Source organism: Streptomyces sp. NPDC001100 (assembly GCF_053598575.1).
The window spans coordinates 1-14510 of record NZ_JBSFKO010000056.1; the positions used below are offsets into that span (position 1 = coordinate 1).

The 14510-nt window shown below is 71.6% G+C and carries 13 protein-coding genes; 8 read left to right on the forward strand and 5 right to left on the reverse strand.

The window, feature by feature from the left end:
• From ACWDEW_RS45230 to ACWDEW_RS45250, 5 genes are all read left to right on the forward strand, one after another.
• Window positions 1–768, forward strand: a 768-nt coding sequence (locus ACWDEW_RS45230; RefSeq protein ID WP_450521661.1) for an ABC transporter permease, incomplete at its 5' end; no start/stop codon positions are given.
• Between the two features lie 5 nt (window positions 769–773).
• Entirely contained in the window at window positions 774–1688 is a 915-nt protein-coding gene (locus tag ACWDEW_RS45235) for an ATP-binding cassette domain-containing protein (protein WP_450521663.1), read from the forward strand.
• 1 nt (window position 1689) lies between these two features.
• The gene (locus ACWDEW_RS45240; protein ID WP_450521665.1) at window positions 1690–2598 is read left to right on the forward strand and encodes a sugar phosphate isomerase/epimerase family protein; all 909 of its coding nucleotides are present in this window, start codon (window positions 1690–1692) and stop codon (window positions 2596–2598) included.
• A 52-nt stretch (window positions 2599–2650) separates the two neighbouring features.
• Entirely contained in the window at window positions 2651–3670 is a 1020-nt protein-coding gene (locus ACWDEW_RS45245) for a Gfo/Idh/MocA family protein (RefSeq protein WP_450521667.1), read from the forward strand.
• A gap of 94 nt (window positions 3671–3764) precedes the next feature.
• Window positions 3765–5489: a hypothetical protein gene (locus tag ACWDEW_RS45250; protein ID WP_450521669.1), complete on the forward strand. Its 1725-nt coding sequence runs from the start codon at window positions 3765–3767 to the stop codon at window positions 5487–5489.
• Here ACWDEW_RS45250 and ACWDEW_RS45255 read toward each other — a convergent pair.
• From ACWDEW_RS45255 to ACWDEW_RS45265, 3 genes are all read right to left on the reverse strand, one after another.
• Window positions 5438–6460 (reverse strand): Gfo/Idh/MocA family protein, encoded by a 1023-nt coding sequence (locus tag ACWDEW_RS45255; RefSeq protein WP_450521671.1) that lies wholly within the window; start codon window positions 6458–6460, stop codon window positions 5438–5440. The genes ACWDEW_RS45250 and ACWDEW_RS45255 overlap by 52 nt on opposite strands.
• Entirely contained in the window at window positions 6457–7461 is a 1005-nt protein-coding gene (locus ACWDEW_RS45260) for a Gfo/Idh/MocA family protein (protein ID WP_450521673.1), read from the reverse strand. Before ACWDEW_RS45260 ends, ACWDEW_RS45255 begins: the two co-directional genes overlap by 4 nt.
• A 95-nt stretch (window positions 7462–7556) precedes the next feature.
• The gene (locus ACWDEW_RS45265) at window positions 7557–8732 is read right to left on the reverse strand and encodes a phytanoyl-CoA dioxygenase family protein (protein ID WP_450521675.1); all 1176 of its coding nucleotides are present in this window, start codon (window positions 8730–8732) and stop codon (window positions 7557–7559) included.
• A gap of 107 nt (window positions 8733–8839) precedes the next feature.
• Between ACWDEW_RS45265 and ACWDEW_RS45270 the strand changes: the two genes are divergently transcribed.
• Window positions 8840–9871, forward strand: coding sequence for a LacI family DNA-binding transcriptional regulator (locus ACWDEW_RS45270; protein WP_450521677.1), 1032 nt, complete (start codon window positions 8840–8842; stop codon window positions 9869–9871).
• A gap of 16 nt (window positions 9872–9887) precedes the next feature.
• On the opposite strand, the gene ACWDEW_RS45275 is transcribed toward ACWDEW_RS45270, so the two are convergent.
• The gene (locus tag ACWDEW_RS45275; RefSeq protein ID WP_450521679.1) at window positions 9888–10232 is read right to left on the reverse strand and encodes a cupin domain-containing protein; all 345 of its coding nucleotides are present in this window, start codon (window positions 10230–10232) and stop codon (window positions 9888–9890) included.
• Between the two features lie 123 nt (window positions 10233–10355).
• Here ACWDEW_RS45275 and ACWDEW_RS45280 point away from each other — a divergent pair, with 123 nt between their 5' ends.
• Window positions 10356–10874, forward strand: coding sequence for a hypothetical protein (locus tag ACWDEW_RS45280; RefSeq protein WP_450521681.1), 519 nt, complete (start codon window positions 10356–10358; stop codon window positions 10872–10874).
• Between the two features lie 38 nt (window positions 10875–10912).
• On the opposite strand, the gene ACWDEW_RS45285 is transcribed toward ACWDEW_RS45280, so the two are convergent.
• On the reverse strand, window positions 10913–12607 hold the full coding sequence (locus tag ACWDEW_RS45285) for a helix-turn-helix domain-containing protein (RefSeq protein WP_450521682.1): 1695 nt from the start codon (window positions 12605–12607) through the stop codon (window positions 10913–10915).
• A 161-nt stretch (window positions 12608–12768) separates the two neighbouring features.
• On the opposite strand from ACWDEW_RS45285, the gene ACWDEW_RS45290 reads away from it, so the two are divergent.
• The gene (locus ACWDEW_RS45290) at window positions 12769–14505 is read left to right on the forward strand and encodes an FAD-dependent oxidoreductase (protein WP_450521684.1); all 1737 of its coding nucleotides are present in this window, start codon (window positions 12769–12771) and stop codon (window positions 14503–14505) included.
• Window positions 14506–14510 lie beyond the last annotated feature (5 nt).

The following is a 14510-nucleotide window of genomic DNA, read 5'->3' on the forward strand; positions in this document are numbered from 1 at the left end:
TCCGCGCTGACCGCGAGCATGCTCAGCTACCAGCTCACGATGAACGTGTGGGTCGGTGTGATCGTCGCGCTGCTGGTGTCGTTGGGGATCGGCTTCCTCAACGGCTGGCTGGTGGTGAAGACCGGTCTGCCGAGCTTCCTGGTCACCTTGGGCAGCTTCCTGATCCTGCAGGGTGTCAATCTCGCGGTCACCAAGCTGGTGACCGGGAACGTGGCGACCGACGACATCAGCAACATGGACGGTTTCGACCAGGCCAAGAAGGTCTTCGCGTCGAGTTTTGATGTCGGCGGCGTCCAGGTGAAGATCACCATCGTGTGGTGGCTGGTGTTCGCCGCGATCGCCACCTGGGTGCTGCTGCGCACCAAGTACGGCAACTGGGTCTTCGCGGTCGGCGGGAACAAGGACAGTGCGCGTGCTGTCGGTGTGCCGGTGGCGTTCACGAAGATCTCGCTGTTCATGCTGGTCGGCTTCGGTGCCTGGTTCATCGGGATGCACCAGCTGTTCTCCTTCAACACCGTGCAGTCCGGCGAGGGTGTCGGGCAGGAGCTGATCTACATCTCCGCGGCCGTCATCGGCGGCTGTCTGCTGACCGGTGGTGCCGGCTCGGCGATCGGCCCGGTGTTCGGGGCGTTCATGTTCGGCATGGTCCAGCAGGGCATCGTCTATGCCGGCTGGAATCCCGACTGGTTCAAGGCGTTCCTGGGCGTGATGCTGCTGGGCGCCGTCATGATCAATCTGTGGGTGCAGCGCACCGCGACCCGGAGGTGACCTCGATGACCGACAACACGACCGGCACCCACGGCGCGATCCTGACCGACACGCCGCCCACGGACGGGGACCATCCCCTCGTCCAGCTCCGCAACGCGGGCAAGTCCTACGGCAATGTGCGTGCCCTGCACGGGGTGAACCTCGCGGTCCGTCCGGGCCAGGTCACGTGTGTGCTGGGGGACAACGGCGCGGGCAAGTCCACGCTGATCAAGATCATCTCCGGGCTGCACCAGCACACCGAGGGCGAGTTCCTCGTCGACGGGGAGCCGGTGCACTTCACCACCCCGCGCCAGGCCCTGGACCGCGGTATCGCCACCGTCTACCAGGACCTGGCCGTGGTGCCGCTGATGCCGGTGTGGCGCAACTTCTTCCTCGGCTCCGAGATGACCCGCGGCCCCTGGCCCGTGCGCCGTCTCGACATCGAGAGGATGAAGCAGACCGCGGACGAGGAACTGCGCAACATGGGCATCGTCCTGGACAACCTCGACCAGCCCATCGGCACCCTCTCCGGCGGCCAGCGCCAGTGCGTGGCCATCGCCCGCGCCGTCTACTTCGGCGCCCGCGTCCTGATCCTGGACGAACCGACCGCCGCGCTGGGTGTCAAGCAGTCGGGTGTGGTGCTGAAGTACGTGGCCGCGGCCCGCGAACGCGGTCTCGGGGTCATCTTCATCACGCACAACCCGCACCACGCCTACATGGTCGGTGACCACTTCAGCGTGCTGCGGCTGGGCACGATGGAACTCTCCGCCGAACGCAGCGAGATCACGCTGGAGGAGCTGACCAACCACATGGCCGGCGGCACCGAACTCGCCGCACTCAAGCACGAGTTGTCCCAGGTCCGCGGCGTCGACGTCGATGAACTCCCCGAGGAGACGGACCTCAAGTCCTCGGCGGGCAGCGGTTCCGAAGGGACGTCCTGACATGCCCGACCGTCCCGTTCTGGACCGCATCCGGGTGGGCTCCGCCCCCGACTCCTGGGGCGTGTGGTTCGCCGACGACCCCCAACAGGTGCCGTGGCAGCGGTTCTTGGACGAGGTCGCCCAGGCGGGCTACTCGTGGATCGAGCTGGGTCCTTACGGCTATCTGCCGACGGACCCGGCCCGGCTCACGGACGAGATCGCGCGCCGCGACCTGAAGGTCTCGGCGGGCACGGTCTTCACCGGCCTGCACCGCGGGCCCTCCGTCTGGGACGCCACCTGGGAGCACGTGAGCCAAGTGGCCGCACTCACCCAGGCGATGGGCGCCGAGCACCTCGTGGTCATCCCCTCCTTCTGGCGGGACGACAAGACCGCGGAGATCCTGGAGCCGCCGGAGCTGACCGGCGAGCAGTGGGCGCACCTCACCAAGGGCATGGAACGCCTCGGGCACGAGGTCAAGGAGGCGTACGGGCTCGACATCGTCGTCCACCCGCACGCCGACACCCACCTCGACACGGAGGACCACGTCGAGCACTTCCTCGACTCGACCGACTCCGAACTGGTCAACCTCTGCCTGGACACGGGGCACTACGCCTACTGCGGCGGCGACAGCGTCAAGCTGATCGAGACCTACGGCGAGCGCATCGGCTATCTGCACCTCAAGCAGGTCGACCCGGAGATCCTCACCGACGTCGTCCGGAACGAGATTCCGTTCGGACCGGCCGTGCAGCGTGGCGTGATGTGCGAACCGCCGTCCGGCGTACCGGAGTTGGAGCCGGTACTGGTCGCGGCGCAGCGCCTGGGCGTCGAGTTGTTCGCGATCGTCGAGCAGGACATGTACCCGTGCGAGCCGGACAAGCCCCTCCCCATCGCGGAGCGCACCCGCAAGTTCCTCCGCTCCTGCGGCGCCTGACGAACGTGAGCAACGTGACGACCCTGACGAGCCGAAAGGACGGCCGATGGCCATGAACCCGCGCGACACGCTCGGAGTGGCAGTGGTCGGAACCGGAAAGATGGGGGCGGACCACGTCCGCCGGATCGAGGACGTGGTCAACGGCGCCCGGGTGAGCGCCGTCGTGGACGTCGACGCCGAGCGCGCCAAACGGATCGCGTCCGGGATCGAGGGCTGCACCGCGTACACCGACCCGGCCGCCGCGATGGCGGCGGCCGACGTCGACGCGGTCCTGATCGCCTCACCGGGCCCCGCCCACGAGGCGGCCCTGCTGACGGCCTTCGAGCACGACCTCCCGGTCCTGTGCGAGAAGCCGCTCACCCCCGACGCGGCCTCCGCGCTGCGCGTCCTGGAGGCCGAGGCGCGCCTCGGCCACCGCCGGGTCCAGGTCGGCTTCATGCGACGCTACGACGCCGAGTACATGAAGCTCAAGTCCCTCCTGGAGACAGGCCAGTTGGGCCGACCGCTGATGCTGCACAACCGGCACCGCAACGCGGCCAGCCCGCCCTTCTTCACCAGTTCCATGCTGATCAGCGACTCCGTGGCCCACGAGACCGACGCGACCCGTTGGCTCCTCGGGCACGAGATCACGGCCGTCCAGGTGCTGCGCCCGCGCCCCTCCGCGAGCGCCCCGGACGACCTCCAGGACCCGCAGTTCGTCGTCTTCGAGACCGACGGCGGCGCGATCGTCGACGTCGAGATGTTCGTCAACTGCGGCTTCGGCTACCAGGTCCAGGCCGAGATCGTCTGCGAACGCGGCACCGCCCGCATCGGCGACGGCCACGCCATGGTCACCAACATGGCCGGCCGCTGGGGCGGCACCATCGCCCAGGACTTCACCGAACGCTTCGCAGACGCCTACGACCGCGAGGTCCAGACCTGGGTCGACGCCACCCGCCGCGGCGAGGTCACCGGCCCGACCGCCTGGGACGGCTACGCGTCGGCGGCCGTGTGCGAAGCGGGGGTACGGGCGTTGGAGGAAGGTGTGCGGGTGGAGGTGGAGTTGGTGGAGCGGCCCGCGTTCTACCGATAGCCACTTCTTGGGGGACCGGCGCAACCACCGCCTGTTCCCCGTTGTCCTTCGCCTTGAGTCCTACTTGACCGCGGGCGACAAAGGGGGGGCGCGGATGGGGCCGGTCCGCATGCTGCTGCCGTTGTTGCGCGTGACGGCACGCCTGGCTCCCGGTCCGGGAGTTCCGCTGCTCGGGGCCGCGTTGCTGCACTGCGCGGTCCCCGGCTGGGCGCTGCTGCACCTGCCGCCGCCCGCTCGCCGGTCGGCCTGGGCCCAGGAAGCGGTCGCCCTGTACCGCCCCAAGGCGGAGCAGACCCGCCCCGGGCAACACCACATGGACGCGCTGAGCCGCGCACTGGTCGTGCACGCCCACACCCTGGTGCTGGCGGAGCGGTATGCGGAAGCCGGCACCGTCGTGGACGCGGCGCTGGGTGTGCCGGGTGCGCGGAGGTCCCCGGCCCTGACCGCGTGCGCCCTGCACGCGCGGGCGCAGGCACTCGTCCTCGGCGGCCGGGCCGAGGAGGCCCAGGAACTCGCCGGTGAGTGCGTGCGGTTGTACCGCGGCTCGCCGCCTCCCGCGCGGCGGGACCGAAGCCTGGGTGCCTTGCCGGTCGCCCTGCGCACGCAGGGCCTCGCGTTCGCCCTCGCCGGCCGTACGGCGGAGTCCGTCGCCGTGTACCTGGAGTGTGCCGCCCTCCTGCGGGCCATGTCCCTGCGGCGGTTGTCGCGCTTCCTGCGGCTGCGGGCGCAGGTACTGGTCGAGCTGGCCGGCGGACTGCGGGCGCTCGGCCGATACGAGGAGGCCTTGGCACTCGGGCCCGAGGCGAGGGACGAGGTGTACGGGGCGATCGCGAGGTTCTATCCGGAATTCGTCCTGCCGTTGCGCGTCCGGCTCCTCACGGACCTGGCCTTCTGCCGCAGCGCGACGGACTCTCCCGCTGCCGCGCGCACGGCCGCCGACGAGGCGGTCTCCGAGGCCCGTGAACTGGCCGACCAGCCCGAGCTGCTCGCCGAGGCGCTGCGCTGCCTCGCCCTCGTCCTCGACGAACCGGCAGCGTACGACGAGCAGTTGACCACCCTCACGGAACTGGCCGGGCTGTACACCCGCCTCGCCGCCGACCGTCCGGAGGTCTTCGAGCCGCTGCTCGCCGACACCCTGGACGACCTGGCCCGCTGTCACCGGCGAAGCGGCGACCACCTCAAGGCCGTGGCGGACACGGAACGGGCCGTGGCCGCATACCGGCGCTCCGGGCGCCGCGAGGACCAACTCGCCCGCGCCCTGGCCAATTTGAGCATCCGTCAGCAGAGCGCAGACGACGCCGAGTCGGCCGTGTCGAGCGCCCGCGAAGCGGTCGCCCTCACCCGTCGGCTCGCCGAGTCCGACCGCGAGACCCACGGTCCCCTGACGGCACGCCGCCTGAGGGTCCTGGCCCGGGCCCTCGACCTGGCGGGCGACCACACCGCCGCCGTCGCCCGCTACGAGGAGGCCGAAGCCGTCCTGAGCGAGCTGATCGGCGTGCCCGGCGTCGAGGCGGAACTGGCCGTCACGGCCTCGGCTCTCGCCGTCGCGCTCGACACCGAGGTCCAGGACCGGCTGGCCGCCGGTCGGCCCGAGGAGGCGGTGGCCGCCCTGCGCTCCCTGCTGGACCTCACCCGCCGAACCGACGCCGGAGACGTCCACGCCCGGTGTGTCATCGCGTTCGCCCGGGCCCGCGCGGAACGCCCGGACGACATCGACGTCGTCCGGGCGTGGGAGCGGGTGGTCGGGGAGCCGTACCCGACCTTCGTCTACCGCAGATCCGACACCCGCGGCCGGGGCGCGAAGCCCGCCGCGCGGTAGGACTCGTCGATGAGGGTCATCGTCGCGACCGCGTCGTCCGGGCCCAGCGGCAGAGGTGCGCCGTTCCTCAACCGGGCGGCGAACGCCTCCAGTTGGTAGGTGTACGAGGAGCGGCGGCCGAGCCGCTCCGTGCGTTCGCCGTCCGTCGTGCGGATCACGACCCGGTCGTCCAGGTGGGGGAGGACGAAGTTCGGCGCGAACGCCTCGCCCCGGCTGCCGGTGATCCGGCAGCTCATCACCATCTCGTCGTAGGCCATGTGGCAGCGGGCCGAGCCCGTGGCGCCGCTCGGGAAGGCGAGATCGGCGTCCAGCCACTCGTCGACGCCCGGTGCGCCCGCGCGCTCGCCGCCCCGGGCCGAGACCAGCCGGGGCGCGCCGCCCGCCCAGGGGGCCAGCATGCGCTGGGCGTGCAGGCTGTAGCAGCCCAGGTCCATGACGGCGCCGCCGGCCAGGTCGAGCGACCAGCGCGGGTCGGTGTCCGGCGGGGCCGGGATCGCCACGAGCGTCTCGACGTGCCGCAGTTCGCCGAGTTCGCCGGAGGCCAGCAACTCGTGCAGGCGGCGGGTGACCGGGTGGAAGAGGTAGTGGAAGGCCTCCATGAAGACCGTGCCGGCCTTCGTCGCGGCCTCCCGGACCTCGGCCGCCTCCTCCGCGTTGCTCGCCGAGGGCTTCTCCGACAGGACGTGCTTGCCCGCCTCCAGCGCGGCGAGGTTCCACGGTCCGTGCAGACCGTTGGCGAGGGGGTTGTAGACGACCTCCACCTCCGGGTCGGCGATCAGGTCGGCGTACGAGTCCGCGACCCGCTCGACGCGGTGCGCCGCGGCGTACGCCTCCGCGCGGTCCCGGTCGCGGGCGGCCACCGCCACGAGGCGGTGGCCGGTCGTCCGGGCCGGCCCGATCAGGGACTGCTCGGTGATCCGAGCCGCTCCCAGTACTCCGATGCGCAGTGGTTCCCGGCCCGGACCGCTCATGCTTCGCGTACCTCCTGGATGGTGACGGGGCGGTGCTCGTGCAGCGACAGGGTGCAGGCGTCGGCGATCCAGCCGGCCTCCAGCGCGTCGGCGACGGTGCAGGGGGAGGTGCGGGTGCCGGCCACGACCTCGGTGAACGCGGTGAGTTCGGCGCGGTAGGCGGCGGTGAAGCGGTCCATGAAGAAGTCGTGCGGGACACCCGCGGGGAAGGTCACACCGGGCTCCACGGAGCGCAGCGGCAGCTTGTCCTCCAGGCCGACCGCGATGGAGTCGGTGAAGCCGTGGATCTCCATGCGGACGTCGTAACCCCGGGCGTTGTGGCGGGAGTTGGAGACCACCGCGATGGTGCCGTCGTCCAGGGTGAGGATGGCGCCGGTGGTGTCGGCGTCGCCCGCCTCCTTGATGTACTCGGCGCCCCGGTTGCCGCCGACCGCGTACACCTCGACGACCTCACGGCCGGTGACCCAGCGGATGATGTCGAAGTCGTGCACGGAACAGTCGCGGAAGATGCCACCGGAGGCGGCGATGTACGCGGCGGGCGGCGGCGCCGGGTCCAGGGTGGTGGAGCGCACGGTGTGCAGCTTGCCCAGTTCGCCGGAGTGCACGGCGGCGCGCGCGTTGACGAAGCCGGTGTCGAAGCGGCGGTTGTAGCCGATCTGGATCGGCACACCGCTGCCCTCGACCGCCTTGAGGACCTGGACGCCCTCGGCCATCGTCCTGGCGACGGGCTTCTCGCAGAAGACCGGGATGCCCGCCTCCACGGCGGCCAGGATCAGGCCGGGGTGGGCGTCGGTCGCCGCGGCCACCACGACACCGTCGACCCCGGCGGCCAGCACGGCCTCGGGGGAGTCCGCGACCTCGGCGCCGAACCGTTCGCCGGCCTTCTTGGCGGCTTCCGCGAACGGGTCGGCCACGACGAGGGACTCGACCACGTCGAGTCCGGACAGGGTCTCGGCGTGGAAGGCGCCGATGCGGCCGAGGCCGAGGATTCCGATGCGCATGAGGGCTCTTGCTTTCTTGAGAGGTGCGGGTTTCTTGCTGCTGTCTCTCGCGGGGGGTTGCTCGCGAGACGGTGAACGTCGTTCGGGGGTGCGCCTCAGCTCTCGCGCCGCTCGGCGCCGGCCCGCAGCTCCCCGCGGAGCGCCTGCGGGGCCCACCCCTCGCGCACCGCGCGGCGCACGATGTCGGCCTGCGAGGGCGGGGCGAGCCCCTCGACGGGCGGGTCGTTGTCGAGGTTGGTGGGGAAGGGGTAGCCCTCAGAACTGGCCGCGACGACCCTGTCCAGCCACTCCTCGCCCACACCCTCGGCCTTCCGCCCGAGCAGCACCGGGAAGACCGCGTTGCTGACGGCCTCGCGGTCCACCGTCTCCATCGCCCGCCCGAACGCGGAGGACACCTGGAGCAGGTTGGCCATGCGCCGCACATCGGCGGTGCGGTTGGTGCCGGCCGCGTGGAACAGCGCCGGGTTGAAGAACGCGGCATCGCCCTTGGCGAGCGGGAGTTGGATGTGGTGGGCCTCGAAGTAGGCCTGGAATTCGGGGAGTCGCCACGCCAGATAGCCCGGCTCGTACTTCTGCGAGTGCGGCAGGTACATCGTCGGCCCCGACTCCACCGGCATGTCGCAGTGCGCGACGGCTCCTTGAAGGGTGAGCACGGGGGAGAGGCGGTGGACGTGCGCCGGGTAGCAGGCGGCGGTCTCGTTGCCGAGGAAGCCGAGGTGGTAGTCGCGGTGCGCGGTCTGGGCCGCGCCGCCCGGGTGGACCACGTTGATCTGCGAGGTGACCTGGTAGCCGGGGCCGAGCCAGGCCTCCGACACCAGGGCCAGCATGTCGTTCGCGTAGTAGTCGGCGAACGCCTCCGGGTCGTAGAGCGCGGCCTTCTCCAGGGCGTTCCACACCCGGTCGTTGGCCCCCGGCTTCGCGAAGTGGTCCCCGGCGCCCGCGCCCGAGGCGTGCTGCTCGGCGATCAGCGCCTCGAAGACCTCGGTCGCACGGTCCACCACCTGTGGGTCCGGGAACGCGTCCCGCAGGACCATGATGCCGGGCCCCTCGGCGAACACCCGCACGAGCTCGGCCTGCACCTCGCGGCGCTCACCGGCCGCCACCGTCTTGCGGAGCCGGTCGCTGTCGTAGACGAGGACGTTCCGCTCGACCGAGGACGCGTACGGGAAGTCGCCGAGGTCGGTGGGCCGCTCGACGAGCGTGCGGAAGGCGTCGAGATCGCAGTCCCGCTCGGTGAGCCAGGCGGGGCGCTCTTCGGATGTGAAGGACATCGTCGTCCCCTCGGGTCACGTGGTGGTGCGGTCCTGTCATTCTTGTCAGTACAAACCCTTCGAACAACCGGCAGCGAGCCATCAAAAACCCCTCAAGGAGACGACCGGTGGGCCACCCCTTCCCGATCAGGGAAATCGCACGTCAGGCGGGCCTCAGCGAGGCCACCGTGGACCGGGTTCTGAACGCCAGGGGCGGTGTCCGCGAGAGCACCGTGCGTGAGGTCCGGCAGGCCATCGCGGATCTCGACCGGCAGCGCACCCAGGTCAGACTGGTCGGACGTACGTTCATGATCGACATCGTGATGCAGACGCCCGAGCGCTTCTCCACGGCCGTACGGGTGGCGCTGGAGGCGGAGCTGCCCGATCTGCACCCGGCCGTGGTGCGCTCCCGCTTCCACTTCCGGGAGACCGCGCCGGTGAAGGAACTCGTCGCAACGCTGGACCGGATCGCCCGGCGCGGCTCGCAGGGCGTGATCCTGAAGGCGCCGGACGTCCCCGAGATCACCGCGGCCGTCGGCCGGCTCGTCGCCGCCGGTATCCCGGTCGTCACCCTGGTCACCGACCTGCCCGCGAGCGCCCGTCTCGCCTACGTCGGCATCGACAACCGGGCCGCGGGCGCCACCGCCGCCTACCTGATGGGCCAGTGGCTCGGCGACCGCCCCGGCAACGTCCTCACCAGCCTGAGCAGCGGTTTCTTCCGCAACGAGGAGGAGCGCGAGATGGGCTTCCGCAGCACCATGCGCGCCCGCTACCCGGACCGGTCCCTCGTCGAGATCACCGAGGGCCACGGCCTGGACGCCACCCAGTACGAACTGGTCCGGGCCGCCCTCAAGCGCGACCCGGACATCCGCGCGGTCTACTCGATCGGCGGCGGCAACATCGCGACCCTGCGCGCCTTCGCCGACCTGGGCCGCGAGTGCGCCGTGTTCGTCGCGCACGACCTCGACCACGACAACACCCGGCTGCTGCACGAGCAGCGGCTGTCGGCGGTCCTCCACCACGACCTGCGCCAGGACGTCCGCGAGGCCTGCCGGATCGTGATGCGCGCCCAGGACGCGCTGCCGCCGGCCGGCCCGACCCTGCCGTCCGCGATCCAGGTCGTCACGCCCTACAACATGCCGGTGGCGGCGGCCCGTTGAGGATCAACAGCGATCGTCAGAGGGTGATCGCGTACGCCTTGCGCAGCGTCTCGTGCACGGTCCACGTCGTACGGTCGCCCGCGCGCAGCACGGCCATGTCCCCGGGACCGACCTCAAGGGTCTGGCCGCCCTCGACCTCGATGGTGGCCGAGCCGCTGATCACGACGAACAGCTCGTCCGCCTCCGTGTCGGTGACCACACCCGGGGTGATCTGCCAGATCCCCCGGATCTGCCGCCCGTCCTCGGACTCCCACACCACCTTCCCGGTCACCTCGGGCGTACCGGAGACGATCTGCGCCGGGTCCAGCGGCTCGGGTTCGAGCTCGGCGTCGGGGATGCGGACAACGAAACTGTGCGTCATGCCGCGACCCTAGCCCGGACCGGCAGGGCCCGGATGTGGACACTGTGTGGGACATCGGCCCAGGTGGGAGGACACTTCGTCGCGGAGTGGCGGCGCGGGTGGCGCCGGGTGATCGTGGAGGGCATGGCGCAGACCACGGAGGCCGTCCCCGACCCGCAGCCGCACTCGCACGACACGCGGGAGAACATCCTCTTCGGAGGCGTCTACGGCGCCGTCCTCGCCTGCTCGATGGTCGCCGCGCTCACCCAGTACGGGCACACGTCCAAGGGCAGCCGCCGCTACGACGCCGTGTGGCTGCTGGTGACCGCGGGCGCCTCGGCGCTCGCCCACGGGTACGCCCACTACATCGCCGAGCGTGCCCCGCACCGCCGCTGGGACGCCCTGCGCACCCTGCGCGACGAGTGGCCGCTGGTCGCCGCCGCGCTGCCCACCGTGCTGCTGCTCGCCGGGGCGGGCTGGGGCTGGTGGCCCGCGAACGGCGTCGAGTACGCGGCCTTCGTCCTCAACATCGCGCTGCTGTTCTGCCTGGGCCTGGTCACCGCCCGCTGGTCGGCGCGGAGTTGGACCCTCGCTGTAGCCATCGGGGCGGTGGACGCGCTGCTCGGCGTGGTCGTGGTCGTGGCGAACGCCCTGATCAAATAAGCGGGTTCAGTCTCGGACGGACCTGGTCGATCTGCTGCTCACGAGACGCCCTGATAGCCGCGCAGTTTGCGGTACAGGGTCGCACGCCCGATGCCCAGCGCGGCGGCCGCCCGCGCCTTGTTGCCGCCGTGCCGGCGCAACGCGGCCAGGATCGCGGCGCGTTCGGCGTGCTCCATCGGGCTGAGCCGCCGGGCCGCGGGTCCCTCCCGGACGGGGTCGGGGAGTTCGGCCCGCCGCACCGGACCGGTGACCTGCCGGTGTTCCGCCAACGTCCTGACGACATGCGCGAGTTCGGTGACGTTGCCGGGCCACGGGTGTTCCTCCAGGGCCCGCAACGCGTCCAGCGTCCAGCTGAGCGGCGGCTGTCCCGGGGCCGGCCGGGGCACCAGGACCGGCAGCAACTCCCGTACGTCCTCCCGGCGTTCACGCAGCGCGGGCAGGGCGACCGACCGGGCGGCCAGTGTGTCGAGGAGGCGCTGGAAGCAGGGGCCCGGGGGAGTGCCCGGCGTGTAGGTGACCAGCAGACGCACGTCCGGATGTTCTTCGAGCAGGGAGTTGAGCGCGGCGACATCGGGCTGCGCCAGCCGCTCGGCGTGCCGCAGGAGCAACGGGCGGCCGTCGGCCAACTCGCTGTACTTCACGCCCAGTTCCGGCGACTCGGCGGCGTCGGCGACCAACGGCACGGTCTCACCGAGCAGTTCACGGGCCAGCGCGGTCTTGCCGGTACCGCGCTCGCCGGTCAGCAGCAGCGGCTCCGGGACCCGGGCCAGCTCGACCGCCCGCGCGACCGCGTGCCGCCAGGGCCCCGAGCCGCCCGCGAGCCCCAGGACGGGGCGCGGAACGGGACGCGGCACCTCGACGGCCCGCGCCTCGAGCACCGCGACGATCCCGAGGACGCGGCCTGCGTGCCGTACGGGAGTGATCGCGGCGGTGCACCCGGCGTTGTCGGGGAGCGTCGCGTCGTACGACCCCTGGCTCGTGCTCGCGCGTTCCAGGGCGGCCAGGACCTGGGGGGTGGCGAGGCGGACGGCGGCCTCGCTGATCAGGCGGTTGCGGCCGTCGAGGGCGACGACCGCGCGGCCGGGGCCGTGCGCGGCGCGGGTGTAGGCGTCGAGGAGCACCCGTTCGGCCGTACGGGAGCGGGCGAGGAGTTCCGCCTCCACCGCGACGGCCGCGGCCTCCGCGAGGGCGGCACCGGGATGCGGGCCGCAGTCGGCGCACAGGCCGGAGGCGACCGTCACCGTGCCGAGCGCCTGTCCGGTCTCCGGGGCGAACAGCGGCACGCTGACCGCGGACACGTCCTGCCACACGTCGAGGAAGTGCTCGGGGCCGTGCACCTCGGCCCGGCGCCGGGCACGCAGGGCGAGCGCCGCGCTGTTGTGGCCCACCGCCCGCTCGGACAGGTCGCGGCACCGGTCGCCGCCGGGCACCTCGCCCGCCGTCCACACCACCCGCGGCCGCTCGTCGGTCAGCAGCAGCGCCGAGTGCCCGCCGAGGGCCGGCGCGATGCGCTCAAGCACCGGCCGCGCCGCTTCCAACAGGGCTGATTCGACGGACGGTCCGGGATCGTGCAGCGGACCGTCGAGGTCGTGCCGTACGCCGAAGAAGCGGGCGCGCCGCCACGCGGCGAGGACCTCGTCCGGGACGCCGTCGGGCAGCGGGCGGCCGGTCAGGAACCGCTCGCGCGCCTGGCGCAGCGGGGCGAGGGCGGGGGAGTGCTCCACGATGGTCATGACGCCTCACACCGTATCGGGCCCGTGACGGCGGCCGCCGCGGGGCTGTAACTGTCTCGTAATGAGACACCCGAGGGTGTTCGGCCCGCATGATGATCGTGAAGAGTCGGTGTCTTTCTGACCCCAGTCTCAACCTGTCTCACCCCCTGGAGCGTCCCGCCGTGCACGTTGTCGAGACCGACGTACTGATCGTGGGCAGCGGCCCGGCCGGTGCCGCCGCCGCGCTGGCGCTGAGCACCTACGGCGTACCCCACATCGTCGTCACGCGCTACTCGCGCCTCACCAGGACGCCCCGCGCGCACATCACCAACCAGCGCACCATGGAGGTCCTGCGCGACCTCGGTGTCGAGCACGAGGTGCTGGCCAAGGCGACCCCGCAGAACCTCATGGGCAACACCACGTTCTGCACCAGCCTCGCCGGCGAGGAACTCGGCCGGATCCGCTCCTGGGGCAACGACCCGCTCGTCCAGGCCGCCCACGACCTGGCCAGCCCGACCCGCATGTGCGACATGCCGCAGCACCTGATGGAGCCGGTGCTCATCGACGCGGCGCTCGCGCGCGGTTCGAACGTCCGCTTCAGCACGGTCTACAAGTCCTTCGTCCAGGACGAGGACGGCGTCACGGTCACCGTCGAGGACCGGCTGCGCGGCGACGAGTACACGATCCGCGCCAAGTACCTCATCGGCGCCGACGGCGGCCGCTCCCAGGTCGCCGAGGACGCCGGGCTGCCGATGGGCGGCCAGATGGGGGTCGCGGGCAGCATCAACATCGTCTTCGAGGCGGACCTCACGAAGTACACCGCCCACCGCCCCTCCACCCTCTACTGGGTGCTCGCCCCCGGCGCCACCGTCGGCGGCATCGGCGCGGGTCTGGTGCGCTGTGTCAGCCCCTGGAACGAGTGGCTGATCGTGTGGGGCTACGACGTGAGCACCGGCGCCCCCGACCTCACCGAGGAGTACGCGCTGTCCGTCGTACGGCAGCTGGTCGGCGACGACGACATCGCCGTGACCATCAAGTCGTCCTCGGCGTGGACGGTCAACGAGATGTACGCCGAGACCTACTCCAACGGCCGCGTCCTGTGCGCCGGGGACGCCGTGCACCGCCACCCGCCGTCCAACGGGCTCGGCTCCAACACCTCGATCCAGGACGCCTACAACCTGGCCTGGAAGCTGAAGCTGGTCCTCGACGGGACCGCCACGCCGAAGCTGCTCGACACCTACGACGCCGAACGCGCGCCCGTCGGCAAGCAGATCGTCACCCGCGCCAACAAGTCCATCGGTGAGACCGCCCCGATCTTCGAGGCGCTCGACGGACTCTCCCCGCAGACCCCCGAGCAGCTGTGGGCCAACATCGAGGCCCGCAAGGACGCCACCGAGGCCGCGGAGAAGCAGCGGGCCGCGCTGCGCGAGGCGATCGCCTACAAGGTCTACGAGTTCAACGCGCACGGCGTCGACCTCAACCAGCGCTACACGTCCGACGCGATCGTCCCCGACGGCACGCCCGACCCCGGCTTCGACCGCGACCGGGAGCTGTACCACCAGCCGAGCTCCCGCCCCGGCGCCAAGCTGCCGCACGCCTGGATCACCTCGGGTACCCGCACCGTCTCCACCCTCGACACCGTCGGCAAGGGCCGCTTCACCCTCCTCACCGGCATCGGCGGCGAGACCTGGCTGCGCGCGGCCGAGTCCCAGCCCCTCGACATCGCCACGGTCACCGTCGGCCCCGGACAGCAGTACGAGGACCCGTACGGCGACTGGGCCCGCCTGAGCGAGATCTCCGACGGGGGCGTCCTGCTCGTCCGCCCCGACGGCTACGTCGCCTTCCGCCACGCCGACGCGGCCGAGAACGCCGAACAGTTGCTCACGGACGCGCTGCGCCGCATCCTCGGGCACGGCTGACATTT

Bases quoted from the DNA above. Each gene is read 5' to 3' on its own strand.
- ACWDEW_RS45235 (WP_450521663.1), top strand. From the start codon at position 774: ATGACCGACAACACGACCGGCACCCACGGCGCGATCCTGACCGACACG.
- ACWDEW_RS45240 (WP_450521665.1), top strand. From the start codon at position 1,690: ATGCCCGACCGTCCCGTTCTGGACCGCATCCGGGTGGGCTCCGCCCCC.
- ACWDEW_RS45245 (WP_450521667.1), top strand. From the start codon at position 2,651: ATGAACCCGCGCGACACGCTCGGAGTGGCAGTGGTCGGAACCGGAAAG.
- ACWDEW_RS45250 (WP_450521669.1), top strand. From the start codon at position 3,765: ATGGGGCCGGTCCGCATGCTGCTGCCGTTGTTGCGCGTGACGGCACGC.
- ACWDEW_RS45255 (WP_450521671.1), bottom strand. From the start codon at position 6,460: ATGAGCGGTCCGGGCCGGGAACCACTGCGCATCGGAGTACTGGGAGCG.
- ACWDEW_RS45260 (WP_450521673.1), bottom strand. From the start codon at position 7,461: ATGCGCATCGGAATCCTCGGCCTCGGCCGCATCGGCGCCTTCCACGCC.
- ACWDEW_RS45265 (WP_450521675.1), bottom strand. From the start codon at position 8,732: ATGTCCTTCACATCCGAAGAGCGCCCCGCCTGGCTCACCGAGCGGGAC.
- ACWDEW_RS45275 (WP_450521679.1), bottom strand. From the start codon at position 10,232: ATGACGCACAGTTTCGTTGTCCGCATCCCCGACGCCGAGCTCGAACCC.
- ACWDEW_RS45280 (WP_450521681.1), top strand. From the start codon at position 10,356: ATGGCGCAGACCACGGAGGCCGTCCCCGACCCGCAGCCGCACTCGCAC.
- ACWDEW_RS45285 (WP_450521682.1), bottom strand. From the start codon at position 12,607: ATGACCATCGTGGAGCACTCCCCCGCCCTCGCCCCGCTGCGCCAGGCG.